The sequence below is a fragment of the Chryseobacterium sp. Mn2064 genome (assembly GCF_049319685.1).
In the GTDB taxonomy this organism is placed as follows: domain Bacteria; phylum Bacteroidota; class Bacteroidia; order Flavobacteriales; family Weeksellaceae; genus Chryseobacterium.
Genome location: NZ_JBMOUE010000007.1, coordinates 169,425 through 189,873 on the forward strand (window position 1 = coordinate 169,425; position 20,449 = coordinate 189,873).

A 20,449-nucleotide genomic window follows, 5' to 3' on the forward strand; every position below is an offset into this window, starting at 1 on the left:
CAACTTTTCATTTCTATACTTCAAGTAAAACTTCAATCTTACTTGTTCTTATTAAGAGATTTTTCTCCAGGTTCTTCTAATGAAAGAGTAGGGAAGTGGTGTTCCTATTTTTTGTGATTGTAGAAAGGCCATTTGAGTCAAATAATAGAATAGTAAATATTTTGAATAGAAAAACTCAGGAGAAAATTTCCTGAGTTTTTTGTTTTTTAATGAAGATATGGCTAAAATTGACCTTCAGAAATGGCTTAAAAATCGATTTTCTATCTTTTTTCGATAATGTATATCAAACTTGAAAATTCGTTCGAAAAAAGGGCTTTTACGTTCGAAATTGTTCCGTAGATAGTAGCTTTTAGCCAAAATAGAGGCGATTTTTTATATTTTTCGCTGAGCATCGAGATATAATAAGAATCAAGGACCAAAGGTTTGATCTTTCTCATTTTCCAATCCGGATTTTTTGAAATTAAGTTTTCCATTCCTTTTTTTGAAAAATGATAGATGTGTCTTGGTACATCGTAGGCAGCCCAATATTCTTTGTAATGTTTCGCATCGTATGAAGTAGGGTTAGGAACTGCTATTACGAGAAGTCCTTTTTCCTTTAATTTTTCATGAAAGATGCTGAGCATTTCATTTTGATTTTCTACATGTTCGAAAACATGCCATAGGGTAATGGCGTCCAAACTTCTATCTTCAATTTTATGGATATCGTCTAGTATTTTCGCTTTTGTTATTTTTCCTTCTGCTGCTTTTCTTGCATCTGCGTCTGGTTCGAAACCGAAAGTTTCAAAATCATTTTCTATATATTTTACAAATTCTCCGGCACCACATCCGTAGTCTAGAACTCTTGAATTTTTTTTAATTCTATCAACCAGAATATTCTTTTTATACTGAAGATTGAAAGACTGAAGAAATTTGTAAAGCTTTTCTTTGAGACTTCCGGAATCCTGGTGATGAGAAATATAATCTTCGCTTTCGTAATATTTGGAAATATTGGATGGGATAGGAGTGGTTTTGTATACTCCTTTTGTTTCTGTTTCTTTAATTTCGAATATTTCCTGTGAAAGAAAATGATCTTTTATTTTCATTGGAATCGTTATCTTTTATATTTAAAAAAATTAAGATATTCAGAATCTTTCTAGAGAGACTCTTAAATACCTTAATTTTATTTTGTTGTTTTTAATGTTTCACGTGAAACATTTTTTTTAACGTCCTAAGTAAACCAATAAAACGTTTATATCTGCTGGAGAAACCCCACTTATTCTTCCTGCCTGTGCGATAGTTTTCGGACGTACATTAGACATCTTCTGTTTTGCTTCTGCAGAAAGGCTTGAAAGCTTTGTGTAATCGAAATCTTCAGGAATTTTAATGTTTTCTAAACGGTTAAGTTTAGCAACATTCTCTTTTTCCTTTTCAATATAGCCTCTGTATTTGATATTGATTTCAGCCTGCTCTCTTACTTCTTCATTGTATTGAGAGGAAGCTTCTTTAATGAAATCTATCTCATCCAGTTTTTCTAATGTCATATTAGGTCTGGTAAGAATCTGCGCAGCTCTGTAAGCCTGATCTACCGGGCTACTCTCTATAGATTCAAGAATTGGGTTGATAATTCCTGGTTTTAAAGAAGTTTCTCGAAGAAATTCTTCAAGCGATTGACTTTCAGATATTTTGGCTTCAACTCTTCTTAATCGGTCTTCTTTTGCTAATCCAAGTTGGAATGCTTTCTCTGTTAATCTTATATCTGCATTGTCCTGTCTTAGCAGAAGTCTGTATTCCGCACGTGAAGTAAACATTCTGTAAGGTTCTTCTGTTCCCTTGGTAATAAGGTCGTCGATCAGTACTCCAATATAAGCTTCATCTCTATTCAGAATAAATTCACCTTTTTCATGAACTTTATTGTGGGCATTGATTCCTGCAATTAATCCTTGACCTGCTGCTTCTTCATAACCTGTAGTTCCGTTGATCTGTCCCGCGAAATATAAATTGTCAATCAATTTTGTTTCTAAAGTATGTTTCAATTGGGTAGGAGGGAAGTAATCATATTCTATAGCATAACCTGGACGGAAAACTTTTACATTTTCAAATCCTGGAATATGTTTCATGGCTTTGATCTGTACATCCTCCGGAAGAGAAGAGCTGAATCCGTTTACATAGATCTCAACAGTTTTCCAACCTTCAGGTTCTACGAAAAGTTGGTGTCTGTTTCTTTCTGCAAAACGGTTGATCTTATCTTCAATACTTGGACAGTATCTTGGACCTAAACTTTGGATGGTTCCATTAAACATTGGACTTCTATCAAAACCTTCTCTTAAGATATCATGAACTGTTTCGTTAGTATATACAATATGACAACTTAATTGTTTGGTTAATTTAGGAGTATCAAGGTAGCTGAATTTTTGTGGATTTTCATCTCCCTTCTGTTCTTCCATTTTGGAATAGTCTAAACTTCTTCCGTCAACTCTTGGTGGAGTTCCTGTTTTCATTCTTCCAGCTTCGAATCCTAAGCTTACCAATTGTTCCGTAATTCCGAATGCTCTTGGTTCACCCATTCTTCCTCCTCCGAGTTGTTTGTCTCCAACGTGAATTAATCCGTTAAGGAAAGTTCCGTTTGTTAAAACTACAGATTTAGCTTTGATTTGAATTCCTAAAGAAGTAACAACTCCTGTTACTTTATTGTTTTCTACAATCAGTTGTTTTACCATATCCTGAAAGAAATCAAGATTGGGAGTATTCTCTAATGCAAGTCGCCATTCTTCGGCAAAAAGCATTCTGTCATTTTGGGTTCTTGGGGACCACATGGCAGGACCTTTTGAAAGATTCAGCATTTTGAATTGGATAGCAGATTTGTCTGCCACAATTCCGGAATATCCACCCATTGCATCAATCTCTCTTACGATCTGTCCTTTTGCGATTCCACCCATTGCGGGGTTGCAACTCATCTGTCCGATGGTCTGCATATTCATTGTAACGAGTAGTGTTTTTGAACCCAGGTTGGCTGCTGCTGCTGCTGCTTCGCAACCCGCATGTCCGGCACCTACTACGATCACATCATATATTTCTGAAATCATTTTTATCTCGCTTGTTTTAAGCTTTAAACCTTATCTTTATAACCAATGTTTCACGTGAAACATTTTTGAAGAATGCACTGTAAGTAAACTAATATTGTTGCTATAAAAGAGCACTTTACATATCGGACTTTAAGTGATTGTTCAATTTTAAAACTTAAAATCTTTATACTTGTTTAGGTACAAATCTTCCATTCTTCGCATCTCTTTTTCTTCCTCTTCCGTCTTGTCTTTATAGCCTGCAAGGTGTAAAATTCCGTGGGCTAAAACCCTTCTTAATTCTTCTTCATAATCTCGGGAAAGGGTAGAGGCGTTGTCTGAAATGCGCTGCAAAGATACGAAAATCTCAGCGCTTATTGTCTTGCCTTTTACATAATCGAAAGTGATAATATCTGTATAATAATCATGCTGTAAATAATCCTGATTGATCTTAAGCAGGTACTCATCATCACAGAAAATGTAATTGATTTCTCCTAGTTTTTTTCCTTCTGAAAGAATAAGATCTTCCAGCCATTTTTTGTAATCTGTACTTACCGACTCCGGTAAATTTTCGTAAAAGAACTGTATCATTTTTTTAAAACCAGTGTCCTAAAATAACACTGAATATACCTTTTTGATTGTTTTTTAGGGAGTGGCTAAAGTTTACTTTTATCTGCCCAAAAGGAGATTTGTAACCTGCCGTAATTCCCAACGAACTATAATTTACTTTAACTGCATCTTCAAATTTTATGTCATTTGATAGGTTAGCAAAGCTAAAATTTCCACTGACAAAATAGTTTTTATTAAACCTAAATTGAATATCATTGGATGCTAATATCACATTATTGGTGTAAAGCTGGGCGAAATAAAATCCTCCGAAGCTTTTAAAATTTATCAGATTCTGTTCAAAAATACCACCTAATCTATATTGATAATAGGCTGGTAGATTTTCTCCCAGTGTTACCCCTCCGAATAAATTCAGACGGTAACTGAATTGTTTTCCAAGAGGAATATTGAGTCTAAGATCTGCTTTAATCTGAATGATTCTTTTATCAACTTCAGATTTTAAAAGATCTATAACCTTTCCTTCCGCAGCAAAATAGATGCCTTTAGTAGGAAACTCCTTATCATCCTGTGTATCGGTTTTGATAAAGATGTAAGGGTTTAGAAAACGGCTATAGCGTCGGTTGTCTCCATTGCTGTTTTCCGCTTTAAAATAGTCGTGGCTTATACCACCTCCAATGGCAAATTTATCCTTCCATATAGATTGTATATACGCTTCATTTCTTACCCATTCCCAACGGTCTACAACATAATTATCTACATTTTTTATATCAAAACTCATTCCTGAAGAATAAATACCGAAGCCTGGAATATAACCGTTATCGATAAAATAGTTCAGATAATATCTTAATCTGTCTCCAACGACAACATCCAGAGAAAGATTCGAATTTTTAAATAACAGCCTTTTTGCGGAATAATTAAGAAGCAATCCTGTTTTGAAAACTTCATCATAATGAAGCCCGAATTTTACAAAATGTCTTGCATCATCTTCAGTAACGTAAAGCTTTAAATAGTTCGCATCGTTTTCCTGAACGATATCATAATTGATAAAACGATAGTTGTTGGTTGCTACCAATCTGTCTACCATTTTATTGATGCTGCCATAGGTTTGTAAAGAGGGGAGACGCAGTCCCATTTTCCCTAAAGTATAGTTTTTTCCGTAGATTTTACTTCCTTCAATAGAAATACTGTCTATCTTATATACGTTGGAATATATGGGATTTATACGCTGTCTGAGACGGTCAAAAGGGCGTTTTGGTAATTGATCCAGTATTTGGGAATATTTTAGCCCTTCAACATAGCCGCTGTCTAGGATTTTCTTTTTGTCATCATAGCTTGTAGCAGACATTCCTTTCAGATCCGGCTTGATGTTGATATCTGTGTATTTATACTGTTTTCGGGTATCTTTTTTAATTCCAAAATCAATAACCTGGTTCAGGATTGATATAATATTATTTAAATCTTCTCTTTTTGAAAGATCCTGATTCAGATCAACACCAATAACGATATCGATTCCTTTATCCTTTAAAGGTTTTGAGGGATAATTTACTGTCATTGCTCCATCAATATAAATACTGTCGCCAATCTTTACTGGATCCATTAATGATGGGAATGCTGAGCTGGCCATGATCGATTGTACAAGATCTCCTTTTTCAAAAATCTGCATATTTCCACTTTCAAGGTTGGTGGCCACACAAAAAAAGGGAATTGGAAGTTTAGAAAAATCCTCAATATTGGAGACATTTTTGAAAAGTTCCTTGAGAAGATAAACATTTCTCTGTCCTGTACTGATAGAAGAGGGCAGGTTAATTTTCCCGTTTTTCAGCGGAATGGATAAAAGATATTTGTCTACAGATTTATTGAAAAAGGTGGCTTCCTGTCTGGATTTTGGATCCATAATAAGAGAATAGAAATCAGTATCCATGACAATTTTTTCTATTTCTTTTCCGGAATAACCCGATGCGTACAGCCCGCCTACAATGGCGCCCATACTTGTTCCTGCAATATAATCTACTTTTACCCCTAATGAATCTAATACCTTAAGTACTCCGACATGTGAAAAACCTTTGGCACCACCACCGGCAAGCGACAGTCCTATTTTGGGATTTTTCGGAATTACCAGATCTTTTTTCACCTGAGAATGGATCATTAGTAATGGGAATAAGAAAAGAAGAATCAGGAGTTTTCTCATAGTTAATCTTTTATATAAATCCGTTTCACCCGAGGCGAAATGGATGTTAATACTTCATAGGTTATCGTTTTGCAGTATCCTGCGAATTCTTTTAAAGTGGGTAATGCATTAAATACAGTTACTGTATCACCTTCTTTTACATTAGGGATGTTGTCCACGTTGATCATCATCATATCCATACAGATATTTCCTACTATTGGAGCCAGTGTTTTGTTAACGCCCACATTTCCTACCTGATTTCCAATTAATCTTGGTATGCCGTCAGCATAACCTACGGGAACGGTAGCAATCCTGGTGAGATGATCTGCTTTATATCTTCTGCTGTAGCCCACAGATTCTCCGTCTTCCACCATTGATATCTGCGAAATTACTGTTTTGAAGCTTACAACAGATTGCAATTGCTTCTGAATTTCACTATCTGATGATTCCCCAAGCATTCCAATTCCGATTCTTACCATGTCATATTGGTGATCCGAATAATTGGTAATTCCGGACGAATTCAGAATATGGCGAATAGGAGTGTAGCCTAGTTTTTCAATAAGGTAGCTGGAATTTTTTTCAAATACTTCAAACTGCTTTAAAGTAAATGTTCTTTCATCCGGCATATCTGAAGAAGATAAATGGCTGAACAGACTTTGTACTTTAAGATTCTTTTGATTTAAAGTTTCGCTGAGCTGATCCAATTCAAAATCTTTAAATCCAAGACGGTGCATTCCCGTTTCCAACTTAATATGAATAGGGTATTTTTTATCATATCCTGATTTCTGAACCGCTTCATAGAATAGTTCAAGAACTCTGAAGCTGTAAATTTCGGGCTCAAGATTATATTCAATAATAGTCTGATAGCTGTGCTGTTCAGGATTCATTACGATTATGGGGGTTGTGATTCCTTTTTTGCGGAGTTCAACACCTTCATCTACATAAGCTACTCCAAGATAGTCTATATGATGGTGCTGTAGAAATTCAGAAACTTCATAACTTCCAAGGCCATATGCATTGGCTTTCACCATGGCCATCATTTTGGTTTCAGGTTTCAGCAGTGATTTATGATAATTGATGTTATGAAGAATAGCATTAAGGTTAACCTCCAAAACGGTATCATGCTTTCTGAGTTCAAGAATATCTTTCAACTTTTCAATTTCAAATTTTCTGGCTCCTTTCAGAAGAATAATCTGATTTTCTATTTCGGAAAGATATTTACTTTCAATGAGTTCTTTAGTGTCAATGAAAGTATATGTTTTAGCTTTAAATAATTCACTAAACTTTGAAATTTCATCACCAATCAGGAAAACAGAATCAAAATGCTGTTCATTCACAAGATCGGAAACCTCTTCATACAATTCTTTTGAATTGGCATTGACTCCAACAATATCGGTAAGAACTAAAGATTTTCCGGATTTGTTGTATTCGTTCAAAAACTGAAGAGCAGTTTTCAAAGAATCAAGATCAAGATTGAAAGAATCGTTGATGATAATATTTCCTTTACTTCCTTCGATAGATTCAAGCCTCATTTCGACGGCTTTTAAAAGGTTGATTTTTTCGACGATCTTTTTATTTTCGATGTGAAGTTCCTTGAGGACAGTGATAAGCGCCATAGCATTGGTTAATGTCGCTTCGTCTCTTTGTTGGGCCGGAAAACTAATTTCTTCACCAAAATATTCAACAATGATGTTCTCATCTCTGGAAATATTGTTGTTGATGAAAACATTATTTTCTTTTTTAAAACCGTAAGAAATTAATTTTTTATCAGAATAGAGTTTTTTTATTTTTTCGTCAACCAAAGAATGGTCACCATTATATATGATAACTTCAGAATCTTTGAAAAGTTTAATTTTTTCATCAACGAGTTCTTCCTCGGAAGAGAAGTTGGCTGCATGAGCGGTTCCAATGTGAGTAAGGAGCCCAATTTGAGGATGGAAAATATTTTCCAGTTTCTCCATCTCTTTAGGTTTTGAAATTCCCACTTCAAAAATTCCCAGCTTATGAGTGCTGTTGATCTGAAGAAGCGAAAGAGGAAGTCCAATCTGAGAATTGAAACTTTTCGGGCTTTTTACAGTAGGAAATTCATTCCAAAGGCATTGATAAAGCCATTCTTTTAAAATTGTTTTACCATTGCTCCCAGTGATTCCAATAGATCGTAAATGAGCGTTTTCGAAATGATATTTGGCTAATTTCTGGAGAAAATCTACCGCATTTTCAACAATAACCCATGTTATATCTTTAAACTTTGGATCATAATGTTCCGAAATAATAACGCTGATACCTCTGTCAATAGCAGACTCAATGAACTTTTCGCCAGAATTTTTCTGCGTATTGATCGCAATAAATGCAGTATTCTTGGTAGAATAAATAATCCTGCTGTCGTAAGCGATATTTTTGATCATCAAACTTCCGTCTCCAATAATCTGTGCATTGGTGATCTCTGCAATATGTTGTACTGTATAGTTCATTGGTACCCTTTCTGCTTTTTTGTGGCGAAAATGCAAAAAGATAAAAGAGGTAAAAGGAAAACATCTATTATATATATGAATGTATCCTCTTCACGGTTTTACAAAATTACTTTTCCGCTTTTTATTTTATTTAAATGAATATTTTTCTGGTTGGCTTTATTCAGTTTTTCATTGTTTTGCCCTTTTCGGCCAATTTATTTTCTTTTTAAAAGTACTTCGTCAATAAAAACCCTGCGGCTTACTGCTTCATAACTTTCAGTTTCACCAAGTTCAACAAGATTATCACCTTGGGAAGTTCTCATAGAATAGTTGGCAAGATTACCTGTTCTCTTACAAATAGCATGCACTTTTGTAACATATTCTGCAGTAGCCATCAAATTAGGCATTGGCCCAAACGGACGCCCTAAAAAGTCCATATCCAATCCTGCAATTACCACTCTTATACCGCTGTTGGCCAGTTGATTGGCAACATCTACAATGCTTTCATCAAAAAACTGAGCTTCATCTATAGCAACTACGTCACAATTGGAAGCCAGCAAAAGAATTTCGTTCGGATTTTCTACTGCTGTACTGCGAATTTTATTCTGATTATGAGATACAACATCCTCCTCAGAATACCGGATATCCAGTTTCGGTTTAAAAATTTCTACATTCTGTCCTGCCATCTCTGCTCGTCGCAATCTGCGGATTAACTCCTCGGTTTTACCCGAAAACATAGAGCCACAAATCACTTCCATCCAACCGCTTTGTTTGGAATGATTAATTGTATTTTCTAAAAACATTTGTTAAATTAGCCGTATATTTTTAACATCAAAAGTAAGCAATTTTAATAAGAATCTTATTATGCAGAATATCCAAGATTTAAAGGAAAAAATTTTTTTTGAGTCCATGAATATCATTGATAATCTGGATAAAATAAATAACGTAGACGAGTTACTATCCAAGCAAGATCTTGTGGATGAGCTTGCTAACAGGATTTCTTTTTTGAAATTGCTGGAAAAAAATATCGAATACTTTGTCACAGAAAATTCTGTACAGCATTCGGATAACCAACACCTGTCTTTTGCTTCTGGAGATGGAGATTTTCAGGACTCCGGAAATGAAGTTACAGAGGAAGAAGCGATCTTCAATAATGAGTTGAATGAAATTGATAAAAACGAAAACTTCAATCATGGTCTTGATGAAGAAGCTGCATTCAATAACCAGCTGAATGAGATTATTGAAAATGAATTTCATGAGAATATGGTGAATTTCGTAGAAGAAAATGCCGCTGAAAATATTCAGGAGACTGATGATTCTACAGATCAATCAGAGGAAATTTTTAATAATCAGTTGAATGAAGTTGAAGAAAACGAGCATTCAGTGGTTGAAGAACTTGTTTTAAGCTTTGTAGATGAAGAAAAAATTCTTGCCGATTCTACCCCGGATGATGATGAAGATGTTACCGAAGGTATGTTTGATGATGAAGTGACGGAAGAAGAAGCCCTATTCAATAATCAGCTGAACGAAATAGACAGTGATGATGAAATAGAACATCAGAAAGCAGAAGATCATACAGATTTTGCCGCTGTAAATGATATAAAAGAAAATTCACCAAAAGAAATTATTCCAAGTATTTTTGATACAGAAACGCTTGATGATGAAATTCTTATTGAAGAAAACGAAGAGCAGTTTATTGCAAATGCTTCCATAGAACAAGGTGAATTGGCAACAGATACCTCCAACGTAGAAAATATTCTGAATGATATTAAAAATGACCATTCAGAAGAAGATATCAAGCAGGAAACAATTCTTGCAGAAGTCTATGACAGACGAAAAATTGTTGAAATAGACAAACCTGTTCCTGAAGAAACAGATATACACCCTTCCGATGAAAGTTTTGAAAACTTGGAAGAATATCATCAGGAGAAAAAAATAAAATTAGCCAATATCAAAGGAATGAAGGCGGTTCAGTCCCTTTTTGATGATGATCATTTGGAAATAGCCGTTCCGAAAGAAGAAAGTCCGGCTCCGGTTGTGAAGGAAGACACAGGAAGCATTCTTAAATCTAACATGGCGACCAATTTCATGGAAGCTGAAAAGCTGAAACCTGAATTCAAACTGGATTTGAATGACAGACTTGCCTTTACGAAAATGCTTTTTGAGGGAAGCCAGAGCGATCTGAATGATACGGTAGCCCAGCTGAATCATTTTAAAACACTGGAAGAAGCTAAAGAATACCTGAGTGATCTTTACTACGACAGAAAGTGGAATAAAGTGGACGAATATGCCCAGAGACTTTGGATATTGGTGGAAAATAAATTCTTATAATTTTGAGCGGAATCCTATATTTTGTTCCCACACCAGTCGGGAACCTGGAAGATATGACCTTCAGAGCGGTGAAGGTTCTGAAAGATGTTGATTATATTTTGTGCGAAGATACCAGAACTTCCGGAATACTTTTAAAGCATTTTGAAATTTCAAAACCTTTAAAATCCTATCATTTGCACAATGAACATCAGGCAACGGAAAAGGTGATGACAGACCTTAAAAACGGGCAGAATATTGCCATTATTACCGATGCCGGAACCCCTGGAATTTCGGATCCGGGATATTTATTGGCAAAAGCCGGAGCAGACAATAATATTGAAATGATCTGCCTTCCCGGAGCTACAGCGCTCATTCCTGCTTTGGTTGTTTCAGGACTTCCTAATAATGAGTTTTTATTCGCAGGATTTCTCCCTCAGAAAAAAGGAAGACAAACCAAGCTTAAGCAGCTTGCGGAAGAGAAAAAGACGATTGTTCTTTATGAAAGCCCGCATAAAATCAATACTACTTTAGAACAGATCAAAGAATTCTTTGGAGAAGAAACCAAAGCCAGTTTAAGCCGTGAAATTTCCAAAAAATTTGAGGAAACCAAACGCGGTACCATTACTGAATTGATAGAGTTTTCCAAAACGAAAACCTTAAAAGGTGAGATCGTTCTTATAGTCAACAATTCTATTTAATTTTCCTTGAAAAAATTAATTTTTGTATTGTGTTCAGTAGTCTGTACGGCACAGACGAACCAATATATGAAAGTGATCCTTTCTAAAAAGACAGGGAAGGAGGTGAGTTCTTATTCCGAAGGATATGGTATTGCTCTTGATCCTGTTTCCAAAAAACAGGGAATTGTAGATTCTCTGGGAGCTATTACTTTTGAATCTCCTTATAAAGGCAGTATTTTGCATGTTTTTAAAAAGAGATTTATCCTGTATTCGGAAGAGGGCGGAAGTAGAAAATCAATGATTATTGATGAAAAAGGGAATCCATTAATTCCTTTGGATGATCAGGATTTTAATACACCCTGGTGGAGTAAAGAAAGAATTATTTCTTCAAAACAAGGCAAAGAAGCGGTTTATGACTTCAATGGGAAAGAAATTATTCCTTTTTCAGATAAAATCCGGTTTTCGGGGAAGAATAGATTTTTTGTTTTAAGAGATAAAAAATGGTTTCTTTATGACTTTAACGGAAAACAGCTCAGCGACCGCGAGTTTAAAGATGATTACAGTTTTGAAGATGGAAAAGCTCTTATTATTAACGAAAATAATCAGAGTGAGATCATTGATCAGAACGGAAAAACGCTCCACACTTTTTCAAAGCAGGTTTCAGACATTTATGCTTATCCTTATCTGATTACCAGAAATGCTGCAACTGGAAAATTTGGTCTTATTGATACACAGGAAAATAGTATTGCTGAAGAAATTTATAAGGAAATCACTCCCGAATACTTTGGCAAGAAAGAATATATTTATCTCAGTAAAAACAATAAAATAACTGTTTTTTGCAAAAAGGACCATCAGCTGTATCCTGAAAATTTTAAGTATTTAAGTCCTTTATTTAATCCTTTTTTCAGTGTTTATAATGAAAAGTCGAAGAAGACAGGAATTGTAGATCTTCAGGGAAATATGGTTATTCCTCAGGAATATGATGTGGTCCGAAACTTTACCATTTCCGGAAATGATTTTATCTACCTTAAAAACGGAGAAGAAGAAAAACTGCTTGATAAGGATCTGAAGAACATTTTGAATGATGGCGATCAGGTGGTCGGTTTCTATCCTGAAAGCCTGATTATCCGCAAGAAAGACCAATATTATACATTTTCTGTAACCAACAGGAATTTTTTGGAAATCAAAGGAATAAGCTTTTTGAAGCGTCAGAATATTGAATATTTTAATTTCCTTAACGAATATTCAAAGCCGCTTGTATGTAGAAATGCAAACAATTTTTATGGAGTTGTAGACGGAAAAGGAACGGAAATTGTTCCCTTTGTATATGAAGATATCATAGCATTTGAAAACTTTGAGAATGAATTTGTTGTGAAAAAAGAGGGTAAATATGGTGTTTTAAATTTCCAGAATGAACCTTTAACGGATATCATTTATGATAAATTTTTGTGGATGAAAGAAGTTTTAAAAGTTACTAAAGATAAGAGAACAGACCTTATTTATTTCACCAGATTTAGAAATGAAGGTGGAGAACTTTAATAAAAAGCTATAAAATTCATAAAAAATACAGGATTTTATTTCATTTCAATGCGTTGAATAACAATTTATAATATCTTTGCAAACCGTTTAATTCCAGAAAGGAATTTTAAATACTGAATGAGTCAGCTGTCACGAGCTGAATGAGTTATAAAGAAAATAATTGTCAATAGATATGAGAATATTAGAAGGAAAAGTAGCACTAATTACCGGAGCTACAAGAGGAATCGGAAAGGGGATCGCTGAAATGTTTGCTCAACAGGGAGCAAAAGTAGCATTTACCTACGCCGGCTCTGTAGACAAAGCTAAAGAATTAGAAGCAGCTTTAAGTTCTGTAACCCAAATCAAAGGATATCAGTCTGACGCATCCGACTATGATGCAGCTCAGAAGTTGGTGGAAGAAGTAATGGCAGAATTTGGGCAGATTGATATTTTGGTAAACAACGCAGGTATTACAAAAGATAATCTGCTACTGAGAATGTCCAAAGATGATTGGGACAAAGTAATCAAAGTAAACTTAGATTCAGTTTTCAACCTTACAAAAGCGGTGATCAAACCAATGATGAAGGCAAGAGCAGGATCTATCATCAATATGACTTCAGTAGTTGGAGTAAAAGGAAATGCAGGGCAGGCGAACTACGCAGCATCTAAGGCTGGTGTTATTGGATTTACGAAATCTGTTGCATTAGAATTAGGTTCAAGAAACATCAGATGTAACGCTATTGCTCCAGGATTCATTGAAACTGAAATGACTGCTGTTCTGGATGAAAAAACAGTTCAGGGATGGAGAGAAGAGATTCCAATGAAAAGAGGAGGGCAGCCTGAAGATATTGCCAATGCATGTGTATTCTTAGGAAGTGAAATGTCAGCTTACATTACCGGACAGACGTTAAACGTTGATGGAGGAATGTTAACTTAAAAATATAAAAGGCTGCAAATTTTGCAGCCTTTTTATTATTCTTTAAAAACCTGGTTTTCCTGTTCCTGAACCCTGATAAAAGTAGTTCTTTTCGAAAGTTCTTTCAATTTTGAAGCGCCTACATACGTGCAGGTAGAGCGTACTCCTCCTAAAATGTCCTTTACCGTTTCCGAAACCGGACCTTTATAAGCTACTTTCACTGTTTTTCCTTCTGAAGCACGATATTCTGCAACTCCGCCAGAATGTTTATCCATGGCTGTTTTGGAGCTCATTCCATAAAAAAGACGGAATTTTTTGCCATTTTCTTCAATCATTTCTCCTCCGCTTTCATCATGACCGGCAAACATTCCTCCCAGCATAACGAAATCTGCGCCTCCGCCAAATGCTTTAGCAACATCTCCGGGAACCTTACATCCTCCGTCTGCAATAATATGGCCTCCCAGTCCATGAGCGGCATCTGAACATTCAATAATAGCGGAAAGCTGAGGGTAACCGACCCCTGTTTTTACTCTTGTGGTACAAACAGAACCTGGGCCTATTCCTACTTTAATGATATCTGCTCCCACCAAAAGAAGTTCTTCCACCATTTCTCCAGTTACCACATTGCCTGCGATAATAATTTTGTCTGGAAAATTGGTCCTTGCTCTCTTCACAAAATCAACAAAATGCTCAGAATAACCATTGGCTACATCTATACAGAGAAACTCAATTTTCGGATGCTTTTCAAGGATATGCTTTATCTTTTCCTCGTCAGCTTTTCCGGTTCCTGTACTTAAAGCAATATATTGATGAATACTTTCTGGCTGACTTTGCAGGAACTGATCCCACTCATTCGGGGTATAATGTTTGTGAATGGCCGTAATGATCTTTTCTTTGGCTAATTCTATCGCCATTTCAAAAGTACCCACGGTGTCCATATTGGCTGCTATAACGGGAACTCCTTTCCATTTTTTTTGAGTATGTCTGAAAGTAAATTCTCTTTCGAGATCTACCTCCGAACGGGATTTGAGAGTAGAACGTTTTGGGCGGAACATTACATCCTTGAACCCAAGTTTTATATCATATTCTATACGCATTTTGTAATTATTTGTCAGAATAAAGGTAGTGAATAATCTTGGAAGGATGACTTTTTAAACAAGAGTTTTTCCAGCGATATATGGAAAATAGTAATGGTCGGCAGAGGTATTTTATTCAAAAAAAAATTTCTGCTGAAGGTATTTATCTACATCTTTTAAAACAATTATTTCCTTTGTCCGGCCACATGGTTTTCTCATACTTTTGTGAGCTGACAAGTGACAGACAAAGGAAATAAAGAATGATAAAAAGTAAGTTTTCTTACTTCTTTATATTAGTTGAAGTTCATTACTTCTTCCAGCGTTTTCATATACTCATAAGCGGTAAGATCGAACTTTACAGGGACAATAGAAATATAGCCGTTTGCCAATGCCGTTTCATCAGCATCTTCAGATTCATCCATATTGTTGAAATAACCCGTTAGCCAATAGTATTTTTTTCCGTGTGGATTGATTCTTTCATCAAAGCTTTCTTCCCACTTGGCATTGGCCTGTTTGCATACTTTCACTCCTTTTATTTCTTCAGCAGGAAGTTTTGGAATATTAACGTTCAATACAACACCTTTCGGCATTGGGTTCTCCAACGTTTTTCTTACAATACTCTGAATAAATTCCTTTGCCTGAGTAAAATCTGCCTCCCAGCTGAAATCCAGTAAAGAGAATCCAATAGCAGGAATTCCTTCCACACCTGCTTCTACAGCAGCAGACATGGTTCCGGAGTAGATTACATTAATAGAAGAGTTAGCCCCATGATTAATCCCTGAAACCACAATATCCGGTCTTCTAGTTAGGATTTTATCAAGTGCCATTTTTACACAGTCTACAGGAGTTCCGCTACAAGAAAAATCGGTCTGCGGCCCATCCATCGTAACTTCTTCATAGCTTAAGGTAGAATTGATAGTAATTGCGTGACCCTTTCCACTTTGGGGAGAGTTGGGTGCTACTACCACTACTTCTCCGATTTCGTTCATAAAACTGATAAGATTTCTGATCCCAGGGGCTGTAATTCCGTCATCATTAGTAACCAGAATAAGTGGTCTTTCCATATATTATCTTTAATTTTTTAATACAAATAGAGTATCTTTTGTTCATGATTTGATTTGAACAAAATACTTTTCAACCCATCAAATGTAGTCAAAAATAGAATGCAATAAAATATCAGATATATTAATTAACTGATTTACTGAAAGATTGAAAAGAAGGGATACCAGAATCTTACAGATGCTCCTTACAATAGCTGAAACTTATTGAGAGAGGCATCCGGTAAGTCTGATAATAATGTAATAAAGGGGTTGAACAAAAATAAAGGCTTAATCAAGGGGCTTTCTGCCTGTAATAATATTGTAAAGAACTACAATAATAGCAATCACAAGCAAGACATGAACAAGATACCCCGTACTCATACCGGGTACAATTCCCAACATTCCCAAAAGCCAAACTACGATACAGATCACTGCAACTAACCATAATAAACTTCTCATGACTTTACATTTTATAGTTATACAATTAGGTATGTGCATATTTTATGCCTTTATAATAAGAAATTGAATTTTGTGGTATCTATTTGTTGAATTTTTTCTGAAAAAATATCTGTGATAAGTAATTCCTTTCTGCCCTGTTTTTATGAAAAACTCCTGATAGTACAAAATAGATAAAAGACGTTACACAATTTCAAAATGCCTATCAATAAAAAAAGATAAAACTATACGATATTTGTAAATAAGGTATTAAATTTGATCATTTGTAACAGTACGCTAAATATTGCTACTCATTACAATACCTATTTTTTAAAAAATTAATAAATAAAGACAGTTTATGTGGAAAAATTTCAAACTGAATAAATTTTTACTCCTGATTCCATTAACCAGTCTAATGTTTTGTTTCAACTCGCCAAAGAACGATGATGAAAAGATGCAGACGATTATGGTGAGCGTAAAAAATACACTTTCTTATCTGCATTATAGCCCAAAAGCCATCAATGATGCCTATTCGAAGGATGTTTATAAGCATTATTTCGAATTGGTAGATCCGGCAAAAAGATATTTCCTGCAATCTGATATGGATGAGTTCAGCAAGCATGAAACAAAGCTTGACGATTACATCAGCCAGGGAGATCTTACTTTTTACAAGCTTACGATCGACAGATTATATCAAAGAGTGGATGAGATCGATAAGATCACACAGGATATTTTCAGTAAGCCTATTAATCTTAAAGAAGATGAAACGCTGACTCTTGAGCCAAAGCTTAAAAAGGTACCTGCTAACAAACAGGAACAGTATAATGAATGGAAAAAATTCATCAAGTACAATATCCTTCAGGAAGTAGAGTCTATGAACAGTAAAGAAGAGGCTCAGAAAGAGAAGAAAGACTCTGTTCAGAAATACAAATTGAAAGATACCATCAAGTTTAAAGTTCTTACTCAGGACGAGAAGATTAAAAAAGCGACAGATGAAGTAAAAGATCTTGTAAAAGATACATTCACCCGATTCAAAAAGAGAAAGAAAATGGATTGGTTTACGGTCTATATGAATGCTTACACAGAAGTATTTGATCCGCATACCAACTATTATTCTCCAAAAGATAAAGAAGATTTTGATACTCAGTTTACAGGTAAAGTAATCGGTATCGGAGCCATCATCCAGGAGAAAAAAGGAAACCTCTATCTGGGAGCTCTTACCATCGGGGCACCTGCATGGAAATCTAAACAGCTTTCGGAAGGAGACAAGATTTTAAAAGTAAAATCCAAACCGAAAGAGGATGCTGTAAATGTAGTGGGAATGCTTTCTGATGAAGCAGTAAGACTAATCAGAGGAGAAAAAGGAACACCGGTTACGCTGACAGTTCAGAAAAAAGACGGTAGCATCAAAGACGTTACTATGATCCGTGAAGAAGTTGCTATTGAAGATACTTTCGCCAGAAGTATTGTTGTAAACACTCCAAACGGTAAAAAATATGGGTTTATCAACCTTCCAAGCTTTAATGCAGATTTTGAAAATGCTAAAGGAAGAAACGCTTCTGATGACATTAAAAATGAAATCATTAAACTTAAAGCTCAGAATATTGAAGGAATTATTCTTGACCTTAGAAATAACGGAGGTGGTTCATTAACGGAAGTAGGGGATATCATGGGACTTTTCATGGATGCAGGACCTTACGTTCAGGTAAAAGACGGAAACGGAAAAATCCAGACTTTAAAGAACAAATATGAAGCTCCAATCTGGACAGGCCCTCTTGTTATTATGCAGAACGAGCTTTCTGCTTCCGCTTCTGAAATCTTAGCAGGAGTAATGCAGGACTACGGAAGAGCAATGATCGTAGGATCTCCGCAGTCTTTCGGAAAAGGTACTGTACAGACGTTTGTAGACCTAAACAGATTCCTGAATACGGAAGACGATTTCGGATCTTTAAAACTTACCATTCAGAAGTTCTACAGAATTACCGGAGAATCTACTCAGAGAAAAGGAATTGTTTCTGATATTCAGATGAAAGATTTCTTTACGTATGCTGAAGTAGGAGAGAGATATGATGATTATGCATTGGCTTGGGACAAAATTCCACCAACGAAATTCCAGAAACTGAACTATTTCAATACTCAGGCTCTTGAAAAAGCAAGTGCAGACAGAATGGCTAAAAACAGTAACTATCAGCTGCTATTAGAATCTGCTCAGTGGAGAGAAAAACTGGATAAAGAAGAAACAATTACACTGAATATAGATAAATTCAACGATGTAATGAAGCACAGAAAATCTCAGATCGAAAAATTCAAAGCTTTGACGAAATTTGAGAACGGACTTCAGTTTACTATGTATCCAAGTGAAATTGAAAGAGAGAAAAAAGACGAAGCTTTCAAGAAAAAATCTGAAATGTGGATCAAGAATCTGAAAAAAGATCTTTACCTGCAGGAAGCAATGAATATTGTAACAGATATGGGAGCAAAATCCTAACATAAAAAAACCGCTAATGAAAATTAGCGGTTTTTTTATGTCGTAATCGTAAGATTATTTAATTTCTACACATCCTACTCTTCCTCCGGCATTTCCGGTTGGCTGAGTGTGGAAGTCATCAGCTGCAGCGTGCACGATAAGACCTTTTCCAATGATGTTTTTAGACTCATCTGTACATCCAAGGCACCATTTGTCTGTCTTGAAGGTTAACGTCGCTGTACCGCTCTGATCAGCTACCAAATTTCCGATATCTCCCATGTGGAAATGTTCTGCTCCCCATTTACCGTGATCGTTCTTAGATGGGTTCCAGTGTCCGCCAGTAGAAGTACCGTCTGCTGCAGAACAGTCTCCTTTTTCATGAATGTGTACAGCATGGATCCCGGGAGTCAGATTGGTAATATCCAGTTTCATAACTACTTCATTCCCTTTTTGGGTAAATTTTGCCGTTCCGCCTGTTTGTGTACCGCTTTTGGCATTTACAGAATACATTTTTGTTGTTCCGCATGAAGTGGCTAGAATTGCAAACCCAGCCAATAATGCTAATGCTTTTACTTTCATTTTTAAATGATTTATAGTGATTATACGATAAAATTAAAAAAGATTTTCCAAAGCGCTTTATGATTCCAGTCTTTTTTTCGAAACTTACTGAAAAGCAACGATAGAATTTTTTTGTTTCCACTTCGTATTTTTAGAACCCAAAAATTCAGCTATAGCTTCTTTGAAAAACAACTATTGTAAAAAAGCAATAAAAGACAACTGAATTTCGTCCTGGAAAAATACCTTTGTGAATTAATGTCTTTGATTTGGAAGAGTATAAAAAAAGAATCGTCAAAACAATTCAATATATTGATCATCATATTGATGCAGATCTATCTCTGGAGAAGATTTCAGAGATAAGTGCTTATTCTCCTTTTCATTTCCACAGAATATTTAAGCAGGTTGCAGGAGAAACGCTTCAGAATTATATTATCAGGAAAAAAATAGAAAAAAGTGCCCTTTATCTGGCGTTGCATAAAAATATGGAAATCAAAGAAATCTATTGGAATCTTGGGTTTTCCAATCACTCTGCTTTCTGCAAGACATTTAAAAAACATTATGGGATTCCTCCATCCGAATTCCGAAAAAATGCTCCCGAACAATTTCACAAGATTTTACAAACACATAGCAAGAACGGACAAGTTAATACAGTTTTCAGCCAATACATTTGCAGTATAGAAAACCCGTTAAACTGGACTGCAATGAATTTAAAAATCGAAGTAAAAGAACTACCCGAAATGAATCTGGCAGCTGTAATGAGCCTGGGAATTGCCAATGTAGAACCCTCTTATAATACTCTGATCGAGTGGGCGAAGAAGAAACACCTGTTTCCACGGGAAAATGTGAAAATGATTTCTGTGTACCATGACAGCTTTAAAATAACCCCACCGGATAAGGTCAGAATTCATGCCTGTATGCTGTTGGATGAAAAACTTGAGCAACAGGAGGGAGAAGTATTTTCTGAGACTATAGAAGCCGGAAAATTCATTGTGGGAAGAGGAGAAGTAACCTTACACAACTTTGAACAATGTTGGGTAAGTCTATTCTTATGGATGAATGAAAACCATTATTCTATCAGAAAAATCTTTCCTTTTGAAATCTATCATTCCAACTTTAAAGATCATCCTGAAGGCAAAATGATAGTGGATTTTTGCATACCTATTCACTAATTCATAGTGTAATTACTTACCTGTACAATGGTATTTAGTTGAATATTAATTTGTTGTTTTT

At 35.4% G+C, this 20,449-nt stretch carries 16 protein-coding genes; 6 read left to right on the forward strand and 10 right to left on the reverse strand.

Annotated elements, in window-relative coordinates:
* Window positions 1–260: 260 nt before the first annotated feature.
* The 6 genes from ACL9RH_RS21590 to ACL9RH_RS21615 all read right to left on the reverse strand — a co-directional run bounded on the left by ACL9RH_RS21590 (window position 261) and on the right by ACL9RH_RS21615 (window position 9,025).
* Window positions 261–1,082 carry a class I SAM-dependent methyltransferase gene (locus ACL9RH_RS21590; RefSeq protein WP_422695402.1) on the reverse strand — a complete coding sequence of 274 codons (822 nt, stop codon included), beginning with the start codon at window positions 1,080–1,082 and terminating at the stop codon, window positions 261–263.
* 117 nt (window positions 1,083–1,199) lie between these two features.
* Window positions 1,200–3,062, reverse strand: coding sequence for a tRNA uridine-5-carboxymethylaminomethyl(34) synthesis enzyme MnmG (gene mnmG / locus ACL9RH_RS21595; protein ID WP_422695403.1), 1,863 nt, complete (start codon window positions 3,060–3,062; stop codon window positions 1,200–1,202).
* A 147-nt stretch (window positions 3,063–3,209) separates the two neighbouring features.
* Window positions 3,210–3,629, reverse strand: a complete 420-nt coding sequence (ybeY, locus tag ACL9RH_RS21600; RefSeq protein WP_422695404.1) for an rRNA maturation RNase YbeY — start codon at window positions 3,627–3,629, stop codon at window positions 3,210–3,212.
* 4 nt (window positions 3,630–3,633) lie between these two features.
* Window positions 3,634–5,793: a patatin-like phospholipase family protein gene (locus ACL9RH_RS21605; RefSeq protein WP_422695405.1), complete on the reverse strand. Its 2,160-nt coding sequence runs from the start codon at window positions 5,791–5,793 to the stop codon at window positions 3,634–3,636.
* 2 nt (window positions 5,794–5,795) lie between these two features.
* Window positions 5,796–8,243: a bifunctional UDP-N-acetylmuramoyl-tripeptide:D-alanyl-D-alanine ligase/alanine racemase gene (locus tag ACL9RH_RS21610; RefSeq protein WP_422695406.1), complete on the reverse strand. Its 2,448-nt coding sequence runs from the start codon at window positions 8,241–8,243 to the stop codon at window positions 5,796–5,798.
* 194 nt (window positions 8,244–8,437) lie between these two features.
* Complete coding sequence (locus ACL9RH_RS21615; protein ID WP_103288737.1) at window positions 8,438–9,025, reverse strand: thymidine kinase; 588 nt, start codon at window positions 9,023–9,025, stop codon at window positions 8,438–8,440.
* Window positions 9,026–9,131: 106 nt separating this feature from the next.
* Between ACL9RH_RS21615 and ACL9RH_RS21620 the strand changes: the two genes are divergently transcribed.
* From ACL9RH_RS21620 to fabG, 4 genes are all read left to right on the forward strand, one after another.
* Window positions 9,132–10,553, forward strand: coding sequence for a hypothetical protein (locus ACL9RH_RS21620; RefSeq protein ID WP_422695407.1), 1,422 nt, complete (start codon window positions 9,132–9,134; stop codon window positions 10,551–10,553).
* A gap of 2 nt (window positions 10,554–10,555) precedes the next feature.
* A complete protein-coding gene (gene rsmI, locus ACL9RH_RS21625) occupies window positions 10,556–11,230 on the forward strand; it encodes a 16S rRNA (cytidine(1402)-2'-O)-methyltransferase (RefSeq protein WP_422695408.1) in 675 nt (224 codons plus the stop codon).
* A gap of 6 nt (window positions 11,231–11,236) precedes the next feature.
* The gene (locus ACL9RH_RS21630) at window positions 11,237–12,748 is read left to right on the forward strand and encodes a WG repeat-containing protein (RefSeq protein WP_422695409.1); all 1,512 of its coding nucleotides are present in this window, start codon (window positions 11,237–11,239) and stop codon (window positions 12,746–12,748) included.
* Between the two features lie 172 nt (window positions 12,749–12,920).
* A complete protein-coding gene (fabG, locus tag ACL9RH_RS21635) occupies window positions 12,921–13,664 on the forward strand; it encodes a 3-oxoacyl-[acyl-carrier-protein] reductase (protein ID WP_422695410.1) in 744 nt (247 codons plus the stop codon).
* 35 nt (window positions 13,665–13,699) lie between these two features.
* On the opposite strand, the gene ACL9RH_RS21640 is transcribed toward fabG, so the two are convergent.
* The 3 genes from ACL9RH_RS21640 to ACL9RH_RS21650 all read right to left on the reverse strand — a co-directional run bounded on the left by ACL9RH_RS21640 (window position 13,700) and on the right by ACL9RH_RS21650 (window position 16,218).
* The gene (locus tag ACL9RH_RS21640; RefSeq protein WP_422695411.1) at window positions 13,700–14,740 is read right to left on the reverse strand and encodes a GMP reductase; all 1,041 of its coding nucleotides are present in this window, start codon (window positions 14,738–14,740) and stop codon (window positions 13,700–13,702) included.
* A 272-nt stretch (window positions 14,741–15,012) separates the two neighbouring features.
* Window positions 15,013–15,783: a 5'/3'-nucleotidase SurE gene (gene surE / locus ACL9RH_RS21645; RefSeq protein ID WP_422695412.1), complete on the reverse strand. Its 771-nt coding sequence runs from the start codon at window positions 15,781–15,783 to the stop codon at window positions 15,013–15,015.
* Between the two features lie 264 nt (window positions 15,784–16,047).
* The gene (locus tag ACL9RH_RS21650; protein WP_422695413.1) at window positions 16,048–16,218 is read right to left on the reverse strand and encodes a lmo0937 family membrane protein; all 171 of its coding nucleotides are present in this window, start codon (window positions 16,216–16,218) and stop codon (window positions 16,048–16,050) included.
* 334 nt (window positions 16,219–16,552) lie between these two features.
* Between ACL9RH_RS21650 and ACL9RH_RS21655 the strand changes: the two genes are divergently transcribed.
* Window positions 16,553–18,682, forward strand: coding sequence for a carboxy terminal-processing peptidase (locus ACL9RH_RS21655; RefSeq protein WP_422695414.1), 2,130 nt, complete (start codon window positions 16,553–16,555; stop codon window positions 18,680–18,682).
* A 54-nt stretch (window positions 18,683–18,736) separates the two neighbouring features.
* Here ACL9RH_RS21655 and ACL9RH_RS21660 read toward each other — a convergent pair whose 3' ends face one another.
* Entirely contained in the window at window positions 18,737–19,240 is a 504-nt protein-coding gene (locus tag ACL9RH_RS21660) for a superoxide dismutase family protein (protein WP_422695415.1), read from the reverse strand.
* A 245-nt stretch (window positions 19,241–19,485) separates the two neighbouring features.
* Between ACL9RH_RS21660 and ACL9RH_RS21665 the strand changes: the two genes are divergently transcribed.
* The gene (locus tag ACL9RH_RS21665) at window positions 19,486–20,388 is read left to right on the forward strand and encodes an AraC family transcriptional regulator (protein ID WP_422695416.1); all 903 of its coding nucleotides are present in this window, start codon (window positions 19,486–19,488) and stop codon (window positions 20,386–20,388) included.
* Window positions 20,389–20,449: the final 61 nt, after the last annotated feature.